This window comes from Variovorax sp. PDC80, assembly GCF_900115375.1.
Lineage (GTDB): Bacteria > Pseudomonadota > Gammaproteobacteria > Burkholderiales > Burkholderiaceae_C > Variovorax.
In genome coordinates, this window is the sequence record NZ_FOWG01000006.1 from 473,311 (window position 1) to 492,311 (window position 19,001).

The 19,001-nt window shown below is 68.9% G+C and carries 6 protein-coding genes; all 6 read left to right on the forward strand.

The genetic code is table 11. The features are described from left to right. The first annotated feature begins 189 nt into the window (after window positions 1-189). The gene (locus BM109_RS20095) at window positions 190-13,515 is read left to right on the forward strand and encodes a filamentous hemagglutinin family protein (protein ID WP_093346029.1); all 13,326 of its coding nucleotides are present in this window, start codon (window positions 190-192) and stop codon (window positions 13,513-13,515) included. A gap of 165 nt (window positions 13,516-13,680) precedes the next feature. Beyond that, the gene (locus BM109_RS20100; protein ID WP_093346032.1) at window positions 13,681-14,247 is read left to right on the forward strand and encodes an RNA polymerase sigma factor; all 567 of its coding nucleotides are present in this window, start codon (window positions 13,681-13,683) and stop codon (window positions 14,245-14,247) included. Between the two features lie 43 nt (window positions 14,248-14,290). Continuing rightward, complete coding sequence (locus BM109_RS20105; RefSeq protein WP_093346034.1) at window positions 14,291-15,544, forward strand: cation:proton antiporter; 1,254 nt, start codon at window positions 14,291-14,293, stop codon at window positions 15,542-15,544. Window positions 15,545-15,697: 153 nt separating this feature from the next. Continuing rightward, window positions 15,698-16,846 (forward strand): transporter substrate-binding domain-containing protein, encoded by a 1,149-nt coding sequence (locus BM109_RS20110; protein ID WP_093346037.1) that lies wholly within the window; start codon window positions 15,698-15,700, stop codon window positions 16,844-16,846. A gap of 16 nt (window positions 16,847-16,862) precedes the next feature. Beyond that, entirely contained in the window at window positions 16,863-17,462 is a 600-nt protein-coding gene (locus BM109_RS20115; RefSeq protein WP_093346041.1) for an ANTAR domain-containing response regulator, read from the forward strand. A 259-nt stretch (window positions 17,463-17,721) separates the two neighbouring features. Continuing rightward, window positions 17,722-18,969 (forward strand): transporter substrate-binding domain-containing protein, encoded by a 1,248-nt coding sequence (locus tag BM109_RS20120; protein ID WP_218159392.1) that lies wholly within the window; start codon window positions 17,722-17,724, stop codon window positions 18,967-18,969. Window positions 18,970-19,001 lie beyond the last annotated feature (32 nt).

Sequence of the window (19,001 nt, forward strand, 5' to 3'; positions counted from 1 at the left end):
GGGCTCCGGCGTCAGAAGAAGATTTACATCGATTCGCTGCGGGTTCGCGAATTGGCACTCGTCTAGAAGAATCGGCCGGCGCTCTCCGTCTCGCGTGGAGTGCCTGTGCCGCAACGTTCACGGACGGCCGCGCGAGAGGAATCGGAGTCGCGCGGCCGGTCGATCTCGATCTTTTGGACCAGAACCCACATGAACACGCACGGGCGCGCAAGCAGGAATCGACATTCGACGGGAGAAGGCAGCCAGGGCTTTGCGCTGGTGCCGGTGGCGCGAGCGATCGCACTGGTGCTGGCCGCAGGCAGCGTCATCGGCAGCGCGCATGCACAGCGCGCCTTCAGCGCGGGCTGGATGGCACAGAAGAATCTGAACCAGGGCAATGCGATGCAGACAGGCCGCCTGCCCAATGGCCTGCCTGCCTCCACGCTCACCAGTCCGCAGGCCCAGCAGCAGCGCGCCAACGAGCAACTGAGCCGCTCGATCAACAACCTCAATCTCGCGGCACGCGGCATCGCCGCGCAGCAGGCGGCACAGGCGGCCGCCCGGCTGGCAGCGGGCAACGATCCCTCGGTGCCCGATGGTCTGGTCGATGGCGGCCTCAAGGTCGACACCAACAGCCTCACCGCAGGCTGGCTCAACGCCAATGCACCGGTGCAATCGCAGGTCGACGGCCGCACCAACGTCGCGATCCAGCAGACTGGCGACAAGGCGATCCTCAACTGGGAGACCTTCAACGTCGGGCGCAATACCACGGTCGACTTCAAGCAGGACCCGAGCTGGGCGGTGCTCAACAAGGTCAACGACCCGCAGGCGCGGCCTTCGCAGATCCAGGGCCAGATCAAGGCCGACGGCACGGTGCTGATCGCCAACCGCAATGGCGTGGTGTTCTCGGGCTCCAGCCAGGTCAACACACGCAACCTGGTGGCGGCAGCGGCCAAGATCACCGACGACCAGTTCCATACCAAAGGCATCTACGTCGATGCCAACGGCAGTGCCCCCACCTTCACCGACGCGGCTGGCAAGGTCGAGGTGCAGGCCGGCGCGCAGATCACCACGCACACGCCGCAGTCGGCCACCCAGGGCGGCGGCTACGTCATGCTGCTGGGCACCGAGGTGCGCAACGCCGGACAGATCCACACGCCCTCGGGCCAGACGGTGCTCGCCGCCGGCGACAGCTTCACCATCCGCAAGGGTGTGAGCACCGAAGGCAACCAGCGCTCGACCACCGCAGGCAACGAGGTCTCGGCTTCGCGCAATGCGGACAGCGCGTCTGGAACGGTCATCAACACTGGCTTGATTACCGCCCCTGCCGGCGACATCACCTTGACCGGCCACACGGTGACGCAGGCGGGCGTGCTGGTCGCCACCACGACGGTGGCCAAGCGCGGCACCATCCACCTGTCGACGCGCCTGAGCGACGAGACCGGCACGGTCACCCTGGCCGAGGGCAGCACCACATCCATCCTGCTGGACGTGAACAGCGCGAGCGCCCTGGACAGCCAGCGCGAGGCGGCACTCAAGCTCATCGATGGCCAGCCGGCCAACAACGCCACGGGCGTATTCGACAACCTCGGCACGATCGCGGACCGCCGCGATCTCTCGCGCATCGAGATCGTCAGCGGCAGCACGGTGGAGTTCCAGGGTTCGTCGCTGAGCCTCGCGACCGGCGGCGAGATCCTGGTGGCGGCCCCGAAGCGCACCCTCATTGCGAAGGATGCCCAGCTGGACGTCTCGGGCGCCGTCGGCGTCAAGGTCTCGATGGAAAGCAACAACATCCTGATCAACGCCCAGGGCAACGAGCAGCGCGATGCGCCGATCAACCGCGACAGCAAGAACCTCAACAACCTGAACCTGTGGGTGGACCGGCGCAAGCTGGTGTTCGTGCCGGCCGGCACCAACGGCTATCCGACCGATCGCTGGTACACCGAGGGCGGGCTGCTCGAGGTCAGCGGCTACCTCGCGACCGGCGGCCATTCGATTGGCGAATGGATGGCGCAGGGCGGCACGGTCACGGTGGCGGGCGGCGACCTGGTGACGCGCGCGGGCTCGAACATCAATCTGTCGGGCGGCACCCTGGATGTGGCGACCGGCTTCATCAACCAGAGCTGGCTCAAGGGCAGCGACGGACGGCTGTACGAGGTATCGAGGGCGCCCGGGGACCTGCTCTACAAGGGCCTGTACCGCGGCTTCGAGGACGAGCACGCGCGCTGGGGCAAGAACACCACCGACTACTTCTACAACCCGTTGATCGCGCCGCAGCGTCGCCTGGAGAACGGCTACACGGTCGGGCGCGATGCGGGCCGGCTGGTGGTGGCCACCCACAGCGCCGTGCTCGAAGGCTCGATCGTCGGAGAGACCTACCAGGGACCGAAACAGACCCAGGCGGCGCAGGCGGACCTGGATGGCTACAACCAGTCGCAGAACGCGGTGGCGCGGCGCGGCGAACTGGTCGTCGGCCAGTACCGTCCGATCTTCGATGTCGCCAGCGGCGTGATCCGCCGCGGGCTCGTGCCGGTGGTCGACAGCGTCAAGCTGGGCGAACCGGTGCCGGGCATCGCCGACGCGCTGGGGTTGTCCGATGCCGTGACCGCCGAGCGCCAGGGCATGGTGCTGCTCGATGCCGATTCCTTGACCGCGGCCTCGCTCGGCGCGGTGCGGATCGCGGCGAAGAAGAACATCGCCGTTGCAAGCCTGTTGCAGGTAAGCAATGGCGGAGAGATCGTTCTGTATGCACCCTCGGTGGACGTGGCCGCGAACCTCACGGCCCACAGCGGAGCGATACGCATCGGCAACGTGCTGAAGCAGGTGCGCGACGCTGCGACGCCGCTCGATATCGGCATCGAGGTGTCGCAGGGCGCGCAAGCCGGCGTGTGGGTGCGCGAGGGCGTCACGCTCGATGCGACGGGTGTGCTGGGCGATCTGCGATCGGGCAGCGGCGCGCCGGCGGACCTTGCGCACATCGATGGGGGCCTGGTCGGCATCCGCTCGACCGAGAGCGTGACGCTCGAGAAGGGCTCGCTGATCGACGTGTCCTCGGGGGCCGTGGTGCAGCCGGACGGGCGCATCCAGGGCGGCAAGGGTGGTTCGGTGCAATTGGGCTCCGGGCTCGCGAGCACCGGCGCGGGCAACCGGGCGGCGGTGCTGACGCTCGATGGAGACATTCGTGGCTATGGCGTAGACGGTGGAGGCACGCTGGAGATCGAGTCGGCGAGTGCCATTGCGATCGGTGGCAAGGTAATACCTGTCGATGGCGTGCTGCGTGCCGGAGAGGCAGCGCTGGCCGACTTGGTGTTGCTGAACGACCTCGAGATCAATGTGGTGGCCGGTGGCGTGCTGCCGACCGACTTCAGCTACGTCGTGTCGGTCGCAAAGCCTGGGGAGAAGGTGGGGCCGACAGGGTTCAGACCCAACACGAAGTTCACGGTCGAGGCCGATTGGCTACCCCCACTGAGCCCGCTAGGGTCGAGGAGATATGTCTTCAATCTGAACGGGATGTTTGTCGTCCGAACCGAGCAAGGCATTGAGGTAACGGCATCGGGCCAGATCCTGGACCATGTTCCGGCCGGGTCGATCATCGAGTTCATTTTTGGGAGCACCGAACTCACCGATACATTTACCAATTACATTGTTCCTGCAAATGTGTTCCCAACCGGGGTGCCGATTGGTGATCGCACTGTGCAACTCCATAGCGGCGATCGCGCGCCCTTCGACCTCACGGTGAAGTTGCAACCCGGTTCTCGCCTGGCGGCCGGGACGGTGCTGCCTGCGGACACCGCCGTGGCGGGCACGACAACGCTTTCCACCGATCTGTTCCGCAGCGGCTTTTCCCGCTACGACGTGCGCGCCTACAACGGACTGATCGTGCCGGACGGTGTCACGCTGGACGTCAAGATGCCGGTGCTGCGTGCGAGCGGACCAGTGCGCCCCGCGAGCGAAGGCCTGGGCGGCCTGCTCCAGCTCTGGCAGCCCGAGTTGTATCAGGACGATCCCACGGCACGGGAAGTACAGCAGCGCCGCGGCGCGAGCGTTTCGCTGTCCGCCGGTGTCGAGGGGGGGCGGATCGGTGGAGATGTTGGCAACGTGCAAGCGCAAGTCGGCGATCCTGGCAACCTATACGTGGGAAAGGATGCCGCTGTTCGCGTGGACCCGGGGCAGTCGATCGCCTTGTCGAGCCGAGGCGACCTGATCGTCGAGGGCCTGTTGCAGGCACGGGGAGGAAGCATCAGTTTGCTCGGGCCGGTGACCGAGCTCGCGGGATCGAAGATCGCGAATGGCGGCATCGTCGCCGACGGCAGGGCGAGCGCGCGCCGCATCCTCGTGGGCGAACAGGCCACCCTCGACGCATCGGCCGAAGTCCACACGGCGTACGACGTCCAGGGGCAACCCTTCGGCCTGGTGCCCCGCGGTGGCAGCATCGTCATCGGCGGCGAGTTGCTGGAATCGACGAGCCGCGCCACGGCGTCGGATGCCTTCGTGGTGATTCGCGAAGGCGCGCAGATCGATGCGTCCGGTGCACAGGCGCCATTGAACGTGAATGGCGCGGGCGTGAAGACCGTCGCGAGCGACGGGGGGCGCATCCAGATCGCCTCGAGCAGCGGCCTGTATCTGGACGGAAGCCTGCGCGCGCATGCCGGCGGTGCCGGTGCCGCCGGCGGCAGCCTCGTGGTGGCCCTTGAAGCGCCCAACTACCGGAACGCCAATGAGGTTGCTCCGGACGCCGCGCTGCTGGCGGTGCGCGACCTGACCCTGGTCCAGAACCGCCCGGCGGGCGCCTCGGATGCGCAGGGCCTGAAGCATGGCCACGCAGCGCTGGCCGTGAATCAGGTGCAGGACGGCGGCTTCTCATCGCTGAGCCTGTACAGCAACGGCCTGGTCAGCTTCGGCGGGGACCTGAACCTCGCCATGGACAAGGAACTGCGCATCTACGCGGGCGCGCTGGCGGTCGCGGCCGGCATGGATCCGATCCACAGCGTGTCGCTCTCGGCACCCTACGTCCTGCTGGCGGGCATCACCGACAACGGTGCATCCGGCGAGGGCTACCTGCGTCCGTCCTACCAGGGCGGCGTGAGCACGCTGAGTTCCTCGGCCGTGCTGAACGCCCAGGGCAAGCTGGTCGACGTCAAGGGTGTCGTGACCTTCGGTGCGAACGATGCGGTGGGCGCCACGCAGGTCGATCGCGCGGGTTTCGACCGGGTGAATCTGATCAGCGAGGGCGATCTGCGTTTCGTGGAGGGCACGCGCATGCTGAGCGATGGGGCCTACGGCGCCGAGATCAGCACCACCGGCGACCTCACGCTGCGCGCGGCGCAGGTCTACCCCGCCAGCGGTGTCTCGGCGCGCGTGCTCGCGGGCCGGGCCAGCGCCACGGCGTTCAAGCCGGACCGCCGCCTGGTCGTCGAGCGTTACGACACCAACGCGGCCGACCCGCAACTGCCCTCTTCGGTCTTCGGCTCCCTGTTGTTCAGCGCGGCCCACGTCGAACAAGACGGTGTCCTGCGCGCGCCCCTGGGCTCGATCACACTGGGAACGGATGGCTCGAGAACGCTAGGGTCGACCGCCTCGGTGCGCTTCGCGCCGGGCAGTCTCACGTCGATTTCCGCGGCGGGCCTCGTGATGCCCTATGGCGGTACGTCCGACGGGGTGAACTACGACCACCTCGGCAGCCATGTGAAGCTGTCCGGTGTGGGCGGCGCCGGCTCCATTCTGGTGTCGGGCCAGAGCATCGCGGCGGAGGAGGGCGCGGTGCTCGACCTGTCGGGCGGCGGCGACTTGCGCGGCGCGGGCTTCGTCTCGGGGCGCGGCGGTTCCACCGACGCGCGGATGAATCCGCTGATGCAGGTGGGCCGCAATGGTTTCGTGCTGCCCGGCCTCGACAGCAACCCGGTCTATGCGATCGTGCCCGGCTATGCCTCGGCCTATGCGCCGGCCGATCGCGGTGGCGCGGTCGATCCGCGCATCGGCCAGCAGGTCACGATCGGTGCCAACGACATTCCCGGCCTGCCGGCAGGAACCTACACCCTGCTGCCGTCGAACTATGCGCTGCTGCCCGGTGCCTTCCGCGTCGAGATCAACGGCCCCGCCACGGGACGCACGCCCAGCCGCGCCACGCCGATGCGCAACGGCTCCTACACCATGGCCGCCATCGTGGGCACCGCCAACACGGGTCTGGCGGACAGCCTGTCGAGCCAGCTCGTCCTGACATCGGCCGACGTGCTGCGCAGCTACTCGCAGTACAACGAGACCAGCTACGCCGACTTCGTGCTGCAGCAGGCGGCATTGGCGAACACCGCGCGCGCCGCGCTGCCATCGGATGCCAGGAACCTGGAGTTCCGGCTGCCCTCGTCGCCGGACAGCCGCTTCAGCTTCAACGCGAAGGCAAACTTCGATGCCGGCAAGAACGGCTACCGCGGTACGGCCAACCTGGTCGCGACTGGCGCGAACGTCGGGGACGGCGCCCTCGAGATCCTGGCCGACAGTGCGCGCGCCACGCCCGATTTCGACGGCCTGTCGCTCCATGCCCGCGATCTCAATGCCATCGGTGCGGCCCGGCTGACGATAGGCGGCAACCTGCAGTCGGTCTATGGCACGCAGAACAACGGCACGAACCTCAGCAACTACATCGACGTTGCGGGAGAGACCGGCCGCATCGTGCTGCGCGAGGGCGCGATCCTCAAGGCCCCCGAGGTGTTCCTGGTCGCGGCCAGCACCAGCGGCGGCATCACCATCGAAGCCGGCGCGGGCATCAACACCATCGGCATGGGCAAGGCGCCCTACGACTCGACCAACGGCTATGTCTACCGCCCTGGCGCGGTGTCCGTGGTGGCCGCCTCCAATGGATGGCTCAACATGCTGGCGCCGCTGCAGCAGGACGACCCCTCGCTTCCGATAGGCGCGGGACCGATCGCCATCGGCGCGTGCGGCAGCGTGGTCCTCTGCCAGGGCACGACCGAGCTCTATTCCGAAGGCACGCTGCTGGCCGCCACGCGCTCGAGCTTCGACATGAGCGACCGCGTGCGCTACGGCACGCGCAACCTGGTGCTGGCCGTCGGCACGGTCAATGCCGGCAGCAGCGAAGACCTCGCGGCCGCCGCGGCGCGTGGCGCGCTGACCGCCGGTCTCAGCCTGAACCAGGATCTGCTCGACCGACTGCTCCGCGGCGACACTGCCTACGGCGCGCCCGCGCTCGAGCGGCTGGTGCTGACTGCCGCCGAGTCGGTGAACTTCTTCGGCAACGTGAGCCTGGACACCACCAATGCAGGCACGGGCAGGTCCTCGCTGAGCAACCTGGTGCTCTCCACGCCGGCCATCTATGGCCAGGGCGGTGCCGGCGACATGGCCCGCATCACCACCGCCAAGCTCACCTGGGCCGGTCTCGCGGGCGCTGCCCCGGCGCCGGTCACCGGTGGCCGGGGCACGGGCAGCGGCAAGCTCGCGATCAACGCCGACACGATCGAGTTCGGCTACGACCCGACATCGCAACCCAATGGCGTCGACGACTTCGGCCGCACCATCCTGGGCTTTGCCGACGTGCAGCTGAACGCGACGCAGCGCATCGCCGCCAACCAGAAGGGCTCGTTGTCGGTGTACCAGTCGCAAGTCACTGGTGCCGGTGCAGGTACCGACGGACCGCGCTACGAAGGCGGCAACCTGACCCTCACGGCCCCGCTCATCACGGGTGCCGGAGGCTCGATCAACCGCATCGCAGCGGGCGGCTCGCTGCAGGTGCTCGCACCCGCGAGCGGCCGTGCCGATGCGTCGGCCACAAGCCTCGAAGCCGGCGTGCAGACCGGCGCGGAACTGAGCCTCACGGGCGCCACGGTCCGTGTCGACACCACGGTGGCGCTGCCCAGCGGCAAGCTCGGCATCACGGCCGAGGGCGACATCGTGCTGGGCGATGCGGCCTGGCTCGACCTGGCCGGGCGCGAAATCGCGTTGTTCGACGTTCGCCGCTACTCGTGGGGCGGCGATCTGACGCTGCGCAGCACCGCGGGCAACATCACGCAGGCGGCGGGTTCGACCATCGACCTCTCGGCGCGGAACAACAACGCGGGCCTGCTGAGCGCCATCGCGCTCGAAGAGCAGGCGGGCCGCGTGGACCTGCGCGGCACGCTGCGCGCCGGCGCGAGCGGCCACTACGACGCGGGCGGCACCCTGGTGCCCTACCGCGCGGGTGGCGTGGACATCCGCGCCCAGCACCTGGGCGGCGGCGGCGCGCTCAGCGACGAGTTCGCGGCCCTCAACACGCGGCTCAACGACGGCGGCTTCTTCGGCGAGCGCAGCTTCCAGCTCAAGCAGGGCGACCTGCGCATCGGCAACGAACTCAAGGCCCGCCAGATCAACGTGTCGGTGGACAACGGCCGGCTCGACGTGGTCGGCACGATCGACGCGAGCGGCGAGCAGGTCGGCAGCATCCGGCTCGCGGCCGCCAAGGGCCTCGCGCTGGCGGGCAGCGCCGTGCTCGACGCGCATGGCACGGTGCTGCGCGTGGACAGCCACGGCAAGATCATCGACAGCCCCAATCGCGCGATGGTGGAGCTCGATGCCGGCAGCGGCACGCTGGTGCTGGGCGAGGGCGCGCGCATCGACCTGCGCCATGGCACCGGCTCGAGCGGCGGCGACGGCAGGAACCGCGGCACGCTGGACCTGTACGCGCCGCGCATCGGCAGCACCGGCAGCACGACGGACGCCGACGCGGCCACCTTCGGCGACATCGCCATCGATGCGCGCGGCAACGTGAACATCCAGGGCGCGCGCTCGATCGCCGTGTACGGCAAGCAGCGCTACAGCGACGCGCCCTTCGGCACCGACGCGGCCGCGAGCGGTCGGCCCTACCAGGTGATCGATCAGGTGTATCTGAATGGCAAGGGCGACGAGGCCACGCTGTTCGTCGACGGTGCACTGCGCAACGGCAACCTGCTGAATTCGAAGCTGGCAGGCCTGAACAACGCGACCTATCGCGACGCCTTCCATCTGCGGCCAGCGATCGAGATCGTGAGCGCCACGCCCGACGGCGACCTGGTCGTGCGGGGCGACCTGGACCTCTCGGGCCTGCGCTACGCGAGCCTGAACCCGAACACGCAACGCACGAGCGTGTACGGCTCGGGCGAGGTCGGCATGCTGACCCTGCGCGCCGGTGGCGACCTGTCGATCTACGGCAGCATCAACGACGGCTTCGCGCCGCCGCCCGAGACGCCGGACGACGGCGGCTGGATCCTGACGCCGGGCGTGCAGGCCTTCGGCGGCGACGTGGTGGTGCCGGTGCCGGGCGTGACTCTGGCCGAGGGCACGGTCTACCCCGCGGGCAAGACGCTGAACTACGCGATCACGGTGAAGGACGTCACCCTGCCCGCGGGCACCGTGCTGCCGGGCGCGATCACGCTGGACCGCGAGCTGATGCTGCCCTTCGGCACGGTGCTCGCGGCCGATGTGCGCGCGGCCGACGGCAGCGTGCTGCTGCCCGCGGGCCGGATGGTGGGCACCGGCGGGTTGGCGTTGCCGGCAGGCGCCCAACTGCTGGCCGGCGCACGCCTGCCGGTGGCCGTGACGCTGGCGCGCCTGACCTGGCCCAAGGGCGCGAAGCTGCCGGTCGCGATGACGCAGTCGGGCAGCCTGATCCTGCCGGTGGGCGCGTTGATCGCCGCGGGCACCAACGTGGCGCTGCCCGACGGGGCGCTGTCGGTCAATCTGCGTCCCGCGGATTCGAGCGGACGTCAAGCCCAGAACTGGGCGCTGGCGCAGATGCTGCCGGAAGGTTCGCAGTCGTGGAGCCTGCGGCTCGTGGCGGGCGCCGACCTGCAGGCGGCGGACAACCGCCTGACGCGGCTCGACGCGGGCAGCATCCTGCTTGCCGACACGCACTACACCGTGTTCAAGCAGACCGAGTTGCGGCGCGGTGGCGTCTGGTACTGGGCGCCCGGCAACATCTACGGCGGCGAACCGGGCACGGCGGCACCCGATTGGGCCGATGACCCGAGCTACAGCATCTGCGGCGAGGAGGCGGGGCAGTGCGTGCGGGTCTCCTGGGTATGGCAAGAGGGCAACATGTACGGCGGCACGCCGGGCGTTCCGGTCGACGACTGGGCCGATGACCCGGGCTACAGCATTTGCGCGGAGGAACCCGGGCAGTGCGTGGCGGTCGGTGGCCCCGCCGGCGAAGTGGTGGTGGCCGTCACGCCCAAGGCGCCCGTCTTCAGCGTGCTGCGCACCGGCACGGGAGACCTGGACCTGGCCGCCGGCGGCAACTTCTCGATGCAGTCGCCCTACGGCGTGTACACAGCCGGCACGCAGAAGAGCCTGGGCAGCGCCGCGCTCGATGCCAACTACAACCTGGCGCGCGGCCTGCAGGCCAATGGCACCTCCGTGCTGTGGAATGCTGCAGGCGACAAGACGCCTGCGTACGAGAAGCTGGTCAGCGGCACGGACAGCCTCTACAAGGCCTGGTATCCGGACGGCGGGGGCAACCTGTGGGTCAATGTCGGCGGCGATCTGACCGGCGATTCATGGAGCGCCAGTGGGGAGTTGGCCTCGGCCAGCGCCAGCGTCGGCAACTGGCTGTGGCGCCAGGGCACGGGCAATACGGCGGGGGTGAGCGACGTGCCGACGGCCTGGTGGATCAACTTCGGCACCTACAGCAACAACGAACAGACCGGCGGCGACGGCAGGCTGCTGTACTGGCCCGCCGTCACCGGCTTCACCGGGCTGGGCACCCTGGGTGGCGGCGACGCCAACATCCGCGTCGGTGGCAACGCGGGGGTCATCACCATGCGCTCGACGAATGGCGCGAACGTGAACGCCATGGCACGCAGCCAGGGCGTGATGCTCGCCGTGGGCAGCACCGGTCGGGTGCTGGCGGACGGAAGCCTCGCCCTGACCGGCGGCGGAGACCTGGACCTTCGGGTCGGCGGCGGCTGGAACGGCAGCATCGACGGTCGGCTGAGCGGCACCAACGGTTCCGGCGTCGCGCAGACGCAGGAGTTGTATGGCGGCCTCGTCAACCTGCGCGGCAGCATTTCCATGTCGGCCGGCCGGATCGGCACCGTGGAGCTGTTCTATGGCGCTGTGCAGGATCCGAAGGAGGTTCGCGCATCGAGTCCCTATGAAGCGAGCATCGCGCGAGCCACGGGCGGATTGATGCTGATGCAGGGCGATGCCGGCGCCAGCATCTCGAGCCGGGGAGATCTGGTGCTGGGCGGCACGGGAAACCCCGGCCTGGTACCGACGCCCAACGGATTTGCCTTCACCCCTGAATCCAAGGACGGACCGAGCGGAAAGAGCTGGTTCAGCCTGTGGACCGACAGGACGGCTCTCGACCTGTCGACCGCAGGTGGCAATCTGGCGCTCGACACCCGCGCCAGCGAAACGGCCGCCAAATTTGCCGGGACCTCTTGGGACTACGCCAGCAATGGCGGCTGGTACCTGCTGCCGGGCACTGTACGTGCCGTCGCGAACATGGGAAGCATCTACTATGGACCTTCGGCTGCCAATGCCATCGTCATCGGTTCGGCCGACGCGGCGCGATGGAATACCGGCCTGCTGCTGGCCCCGCTGGGCGAGCGCCGCATCGAGCTGCTCGCGGGCGGCTCGCTGTATGGCGGCGGCTATGCCATCAGTTCGTCCGGTGCGGACGCCTCGGCCACGGCAACGATCGAACACCCGGGCTTTGCGGGTTTCAACGGCACAGGCTTGAGGCTGGTCACCAATGCCTCCGATCTCGCGCCGTCATTGGGCCTCAAGCTTTTTCCTCTGTTCGCATTCGACGTCAACAGCGTGAGCACCAACGTCAGCGTCTCGGACAGCCCCTTTGCGCCTTCGCGCTTCTATGCGGTCAGCGGCGACATCATCGGGCTGCGAACCGGCACGGTGGTGACCTTCCATGCCACCGATGGCCCCCGCGCGGGCCAGATCGACTACGTCGCCGCCGGGCCGGTCGCCGTGAAGGCCGGGCGGGACATCGTGTATGCAGGCATGCGCAGCAACGACGCGCCGCTCGAGATCGGCGAGGTGGCGAATTCCGCCTCCAGGGCCCAGGCGCACGGCAATCTGATCGTGCATACCCACCAGAACGACGTCTCGGTAATCCAGGCCGGCCGCGACATCCTCTATGCGAACTTCGAGGTCGCCGGCCCCGGCACCCTCGAGATCTCCGCGGGCCGCAACCTGATCCAGGACGACCTGTCCAACATCACGAGCATCGGCCCCGTGGTCGCGAGCGACACGCGCCCCGGCGCCGGCATCGTCGTGCAAGCCGGGCTCGGGGCCCAGGGCGCCAACTACACGGGTCTGCTGAAGAAGTACCTGGACCCCGCCAACCTCGCAACGGCGGGCACGCCGCTGGCGGACCAGGGCGACAAGGTCGTCAAGACCTACGGTGCCGAGCTGGCCGCCTGGCTGTCCGAGCGCTATGGCTTCAAGGGATCTTCGGAAGAAGCCCTCGCCTACTTCAATGCACTGGCACCCGAGCAGCAACGCATCTTCGCGCGCCAGATCTACTTCGCCGAACTGCGCGAGGGTGGGCGCGAGTACAACGAGACCGATGGTCCGCGCTTCGGCAGCTACCTGCGTGGGCGCAATGCCATCGCCGCCATGTTCCCGCATCGCAGTACAGACGGCCAGGACGTTGCCTACCAGGGCAACCTCCTGATGTACGGCGGCTCGGGCATCCACACCAACCTCGGCGGTGACATCCAGGTGCTGACCCCGGGCGGCGCCCAGACCTATGGCATCGAAGGCGCGGCACCGCCCTCGACCGCCGGCCTGATCACGCGCGGCCAGGGCAGCATCGAGCTCTATGCGCTCGGCAGCATCCTGCTGGGCCAGAGCCGCGTCATGACCACCTTCGGCGGCGACATCCTGGCCTGGTCGGCCGAGGGCGACATCAATGCCGGCCGCGGCTCGAAGACCACCGTGGTCTTCACGCCGCCGCGGCAGGTGTACGACAGCGTGGGCAACATGAAGATCTCGCCCGAGGTGCCCAGCACGGGCGCGGGCATCGCCACGCTCGCGCCGCTGCCCGAGGTGCCGCCCGGCGACATCGACCTGATCGCGCCGCTGGGCACCATCGACGCGGGCGAGGCCGGCATCCGCGTCTCGGGCAACGTCAACATCGCCGCGCTGCGCGTGGTGAACGCCGAGAACATCCAGGTGCAGGGCAAGTCGAGCGGGCTGCCGGTGGTGGCGGCGGTGAACGTGAGCGCGTTTTCCAACGCCAGCGCGGCCGCGAGCTCGGCGGCGGCCGCGGCGCAGGACGCGATGCAGCGCGACCGCGCCGAGGCGAGGAAGGCCTTGCCCTCGGTCTTCACGGTGCGCGTGCTGGGCTTCGGCAACGAGCCCGCGGAAGGCAGCGATCGAAGCGCGCCGGCGCCGGCGACGAACCGCGGCGAGGTGCAAGGTCGCAATGCCCAGGTTCCCTACCAGACCCGCAGCTTCGTGCAGATCGCCGCGCACGGCGATGCGGTCGACCCGGCCGTGATGTCGAAGCTGACCGAGGCCGAGCGGCGCGATCTGCGCCAGGGCAAGTAGCGGCCGCGGGCCATGTCCGCGCAGCGCCAACGCCTTCGGCGAGCGCTGCGCGGGCAGGGCCGTGCCCGAGTTTCATGAGCGCGATGCATCGCGGTTCCGCGCCTGCGCGAACCGCCACCAGAAGCACCCGCCTTCCGCGCGGTGCGGGTCGATACGGAGGTCTCCATGTTGGACATGAATGCCTGGTTCTGTTTCGAAGCCTCCGCGGTGGAGGATGTCGAGGCGACGGCCGCGGATGCGGATCGCGGGACGCCGGCGCTGCGCGACGTGCTGGTGGCGAACTACGGCCGGCTGCATCAGCGCCTGCTGCGGCATCTGGGCGACGCCGACCTGGCCAGCGACTGCCTGCACGATGCCTGGGTGCGCCTGGGCGACGCCACGCACGAAGCGGTGCGCAACCCCGAGGCCTATGTCTACCGCGTCGCCTGCAACCTCGCGATGGACCAGCTGCGCCGCAACCGGGCCGCGCAATACACCAGCGATGCCGAAGCCGGGATCGACGGCTTGCCCGATCCCGCGCCGGGGCCGGAGCTGATCGCCGAGGCACGCTCCGACGTGCTGGCGGTGGACCGCGCTATCCAGAGCCTGCCGCGCCGCCACCGCGCGGTGCTGGTCGCGCTGCGCATCGACGAGATGAGCCGGCAGGAGGTGGCGTCGCGCTACCGGCTGTCGCTGCGCGGCGTGGACACCGCGCTGCGCCACGCGCTCACATGCTGCAACAGCATGCACTGACGCCCGCCGCGCCGCGGGCGAAGCCCACGGTAGCATCCACCCCATGCTCCCCAGCCTGCTATCGACCTTCGCCGACCTGATCCTCTTCATGGGCCTGTCCTGGGCCATCTGGCGCGCCCTCGGCCGTTCGGTGCCGATCGCGGTGCTGCCGATCATCATCGGCCTGCTGCTCGCGGCCACTGGCGTGCTGCCCAAGGCCGCGGGCGTTCCGTCGGCGGGCGGTGACTTCATCGGCTGGATCGGCGTGCTGCTGCTGGCCTTCACCGCGGGACTCGAAACGCGGCAGACGGTGCATCTGCCGGGCGCGGCCGACCTGCCGCCGGCGCGGCCCGGCGAGACGCTGCGCTTCGTCGCCAGCGCGGTGATGGCGCTGCTGCTGCCGTTCGCGGTGGGCACGCTGGCCGCCAAGCTCTGGTTCAACCACCTGCCGGGCTGGAGCGCGCCGCATGGCGGGCAGTGGTGGGGCGCGCTGGCGATCGGCCTGTGCCTCGCGGTCAGCGCGCTGCCGGTGCTGATCGGCATCGTGCGCGAACTCGGGCCGTTGCACCGGCCACTGACGCGCATCGCGCTGCGCATCGCGGTGCTCGACGACGCGGTGCTCTGGATCGGTCTGGCGCTGCTGCTGCTGGCGGCCGAAGGGCAGGCGCTGCTCGCGGGCTCCTGGGTCAAGCCGGCCGCCGCGATCGCGCTGGCCGCGACGCTGGCGGGCATTGCCGCCGTCGCGCGCAAGGCGACGCGCGAGCCGCCGGCCTGGGCGATCTGGCTCGCGATGCCGCTGTTCCTCGCGGCCGGCGCGTGGTCGAGCTCGCAACTGGGCCTGCATGAACTGCTCGGCGCCTACTTCGCGGGCGCGATCGTGCCGGCGGCCTGGTCGCGGCGGCTGCCGGTGGAGCGGCTCGGCCAGTTCGCGCTGATCGGCCTGGCACCCGTGTTCTTCGGCCACAGCGGGCTCAAGATCGACGGCAGCGTGCTGGGCTGGGCCTCGCTGCAGGCCTCGGCCACGCTGCTGGTGCTGGCGGTGGCGGCCAAGCTGGTGGCGGTGCTGGCGTGCTCGCCCGCCAAGTGGCTGTCGCGGCGCGAGGCGCTCGCGGTGGGCACGCTGCTGCAATGCAAGGGGCTGATGGAGATCGTGGCCGCGACGATCCTGCGCGACAAGGGCCTGCTGTCGGAACATGCCTTCGCGGCGCTGGTCACGCTCGCCGTGCTGTCGACCCTGCTGACCGGGCCGGCCTTCCGCTGGATCGTGCGGCGGGTGGTGCCGATGGAGAACGCCAACGGCCGCTCGGCCTCCCACTGAGGTCCGGGGCTTCCCAAAAGACTTGCCTGCCAGAGCCGTGGGACTGCTACAGTAGCGCGGACGACGCCGCAAGGCCTCGACATTGACATGGAGCAGTGAAGCTCCCAGCGGCCTTGAAGGCTGCTGGGGGCTTTTTTCATTGGGAGTCCAGACGTGACCGGATCCAAATCACAAACCCCCTGGCGAGTCGGGGTGCTTTTCTCATCGACGGGCGTGACCGCGGCCGTCGAGCGCACGCAGCAGGCCGCGACCCTGCTCGCTATCGAAGAGGTCAACGCGAGTGGCGGGGTGCTCGGGCGGCCGATCGAACCGGTGGTGCTCGACCCAGCCTCGCGGCCGCCGCGCTACCGCGAGCTGGCCAAGCAGCTGTGCGACCAGGCGGGCGTGGCCGTGATCTTCGGCTGCTACATGTCGAGCACGCGCAAGGCGGTGCTGCCGGTGGTCGAGGCGCATCGCGCGCTGCTGTTCTATCCCACGCTCTACGAGGGCTTCGAGTACTCGCCGAACTGCGTCTACACGGGCGCGGCGCCGAACCAGAACTCGGTGCAGCTGGTGCGCTACCTCACGAGCCATTTCGGCAAGCGGCTGTTCCTGATCGGCTCGGACTACGTCTACCCTTACGAGTCCAACCGGATCATCGCGGACCTGTTCCGCCAGGCCGGCGGCGAGGTGCTCGACGAGATGTACGTGCCGCTGCGCGTGGCCGACATCGACATGCCGAAGGTGATCCGGCGCATCGAGGCCGCGCAGCCCGACGTCGTCTACTCGACCGTGGTCGGCGACGGCATCGCGCGCTTCTACGAGGCCTACGGCGAGGCGGGCTTCGACCAGCAGACGCATCCGATCGCGAGCCAGTCGACGCAGGAGGCCGAGATTGCGCAGATGTCGGCGCGCGCGGCCGCGGGCAGCATCACGGCGGCACCTTATTTCTCGACCCTGCAGACGCCGGCCAACCTCCGGTTCGTCGCGGCCTGGCGCAAGCGCTTCGGCACCGGCCTGCCGATCACGGCCTGCGCGGAGTCGGCCTACTTCCAGGTCATGCTCTATGCGCAGACGCTGGAGCGCGCGGGCAGCGACCGGCTCGAGGCGATGCTGCCGCACCTGCACGAGCACGAGTTCGACGCGCCGCAGGGCCGGGTGCGCATCGACCAGGAGAACCACCACACTTACCTCTGGCCGCGCGTGGCGCGCGTCGATGCGCAGGGGGTGTTCCAGGTGGTGGACGATCCGGGCCTGCGCGTGAAGCCCGATCCCTACATGTACGAGAACCGGTTCGATCCGCTCGCGGGACGGCCGGCCTGAGGGAAGCGGAGGCGCCATGACCATTTCGCTGCTGCGCGAACTGCCCGAGCTCAAGATCGTCGTCGTCCATCCGCCGGACGAGGAGGGCGACGCCCTCGTCAGCCACCTGCGCCGCGTGGGCTGCATGGTCAGCATGGCCTGGCCCATGCCGGCCACCGTGCCGCCCAATGTCGACGTGCTGTTCCTGCTGGTGGAGGGCGAGTCGCGCCAGGCCACCGAGGCCCTGCTCAAGTCGATGCCGCGGCCCGAGCCGACGGTGATCGCGATCGTCAACTACGAGGACCCGACCACCCTGCAACTGGTGCTCGAGAGCGCGGCCTTCGCGGTGGTGCAGAAGCCGATCAAGCCCTTCGGCCTGCTCGCGCACCTGGTGACCGCGCGCAGCCTGTGGGCCGAACGCCAGGCGATGCTCAAGGAGAACCGCAAGCTGCGCCGCAAGATCACGAGCGACCAGGCCATGAGCCGCGCGAAGACGATCCTCATGGCCTCCAAGGGCATCAGCGAGGGCGAGGCCTACCAGGCGATCCGCGCGCAGGCGATGGCCAAGCGGCTGTCGATGGAACAGATCGCGAGTTCGATCATCAACATGGAAACCCTGTTGCACCCGTCGCCTTAACTCGCTAGCATGACTGCATCGAGTCGGTCCTCCGGCTCGGTGGCTGCATCCCCTTGATTCGTCAGGCGCCGATGCAGCCGGCATCGGGAACCATGTGTGTTCTCCGGTCCACCTGGCAATGAAGCCCACGCCGCGGTCCCCACCGCGTTGTGGGTTTTTTTTCGCCTGCGCCCGACAGTGCTGTCGGCTGGTTCCACCCATCGAGCTCTTCAACCATTCGTCAGCGCATGGTCGCTGCGTCACGTCCTGAGGTCCCATCATGTTGACAACCAACCGTCGCCACTTCCTCGTTTCCTCGGCTGCTTCCGCGGCCGCCCTCGCGTCGCCCGCGCTGATGCGCAGCGCCTACGCGGCCGACACCATCAAGGTCGGCGCGCTCTATTCGCAGACCGGCGGTCTGTCGATCGTCGAGAAGATGCTCGCCAACGGCGTGCGCATGGCCGTGGCCGAGATCAACGCCGCGGGCGGCGTGATGGGCCGCCAGGTCGAGGTGGTGCTCGAGGACGGCGCCTCCGACCCGAAGACCTTCAACGAGAAGGCCTCGAAGCTGATCACGCGCGACCGCATCGAGACCGTGTTCGGCTGCCACACCTCGGCCAGCCGCAAGGCGGTGCTGCCGGTGTTCGAGCGCCGCAACGCGATGCTGTTCTATCAGACGCACTACGAAGGCTTCGAGTGCTCGAAGAACGTGGTCTACAGCGGCGCGGTCGCCAACCAGCAGCTGGCCAACTACGTGCCGTGGATCGTCGAGAAGCTCGGCAAGAAGAAGTTCTTCATCGTCGGCTCCAACTACGTCTATCCGCGCGAGATGTCGAAGGTCAGCAAGAAGCTGATCGAGCAGTCGGGCGCCAAGTGGGTGGCCGACGAATACCTCGAACTCGGCCATTCGGAATGGGCCTCGGTGGTGCGCAAGATCAAGGAGTCGGGCGCCGACGTGGTGCTCTCGCACGTGGTGGGCGACTCGCTCGTGGCCTTCTACCGCGAGTACAAGAACCAGGGCATGTCGCAGGCCGCGGTGCCGATCTGCGCCACAGTGATCAGCGAGATCGAGATCGCGGCCATGGGCGGCGAGTACGCGGCCGGCAGCTACACCTCGGTGCCGTACTTCATGTCGATCGACACGCCGGCCAACAAGTCCTTCATCGAGCGCTACCGCAAGTTCGTCAACGACCCCAAGGCCGTGACCTACCACTCGCTCGAAGCCGCGTACTTCCAGGTCTTCCTCTGGAAGCAGGCGGTGGAGGCCGGCAAGGCCACCACGGCCGATGCCATCCGCGCCCACATCGGCGGCCAGAGCTACGACGCGCCCGGCGGCAGGGTGCGCATCGATCCCGAGAGCCTGCATGCGTGGGTCACGCCGCGCATCGGCCAGTGGCAGGCCGACGGCCAGAGCAAGGTGGTCGACGCGAGTCCGCAGCCGGTGCGGCCGCTGCCGTACTTCGCCTACGGCGAGACCGACGCCAACCTGATCTGCAAGCGCAACGGCGCCGCGCCGGTCAAGGCCTGAAGAGCCGGCCGCGGGCGCGGCGGCATGTGCCG

Bases quoted from the DNA above. Each gene is read 5' to 3' on its own strand.
- BM109_RS20095 (WP_093346029.1), top strand. From the start codon at position 190: ATGAACACGCACGGGCGCGCAAGCAGGAATCGACATTCGACGGGAGAA.
- BM109_RS20100 (WP_093346032.1), top strand. From the start codon at position 13,681: ATGTTGGACATGAATGCCTGGTTCTGTTTCGAAGCCTCCGCGGTGGAG.
- BM109_RS20105 (WP_093346034.1), top strand. From the start codon at position 14,291: ATGCTCCCCAGCCTGCTATCGACCTTCGCCGACCTGATCCTCTTCATG.
- BM109_RS20115 (WP_093346041.1), top strand. From the start codon at position 16,863: ATGACCATTTCGCTGCTGCGCGAACTGCCCGAGCTCAAGATCGTCGTC.
- BM109_RS20120 (WP_218159392.1), top strand. From the start codon at position 17,722: ATGTTGACAACCAACCGTCGCCACTTCCTCGTTTCCTCGGCTGCTTCC.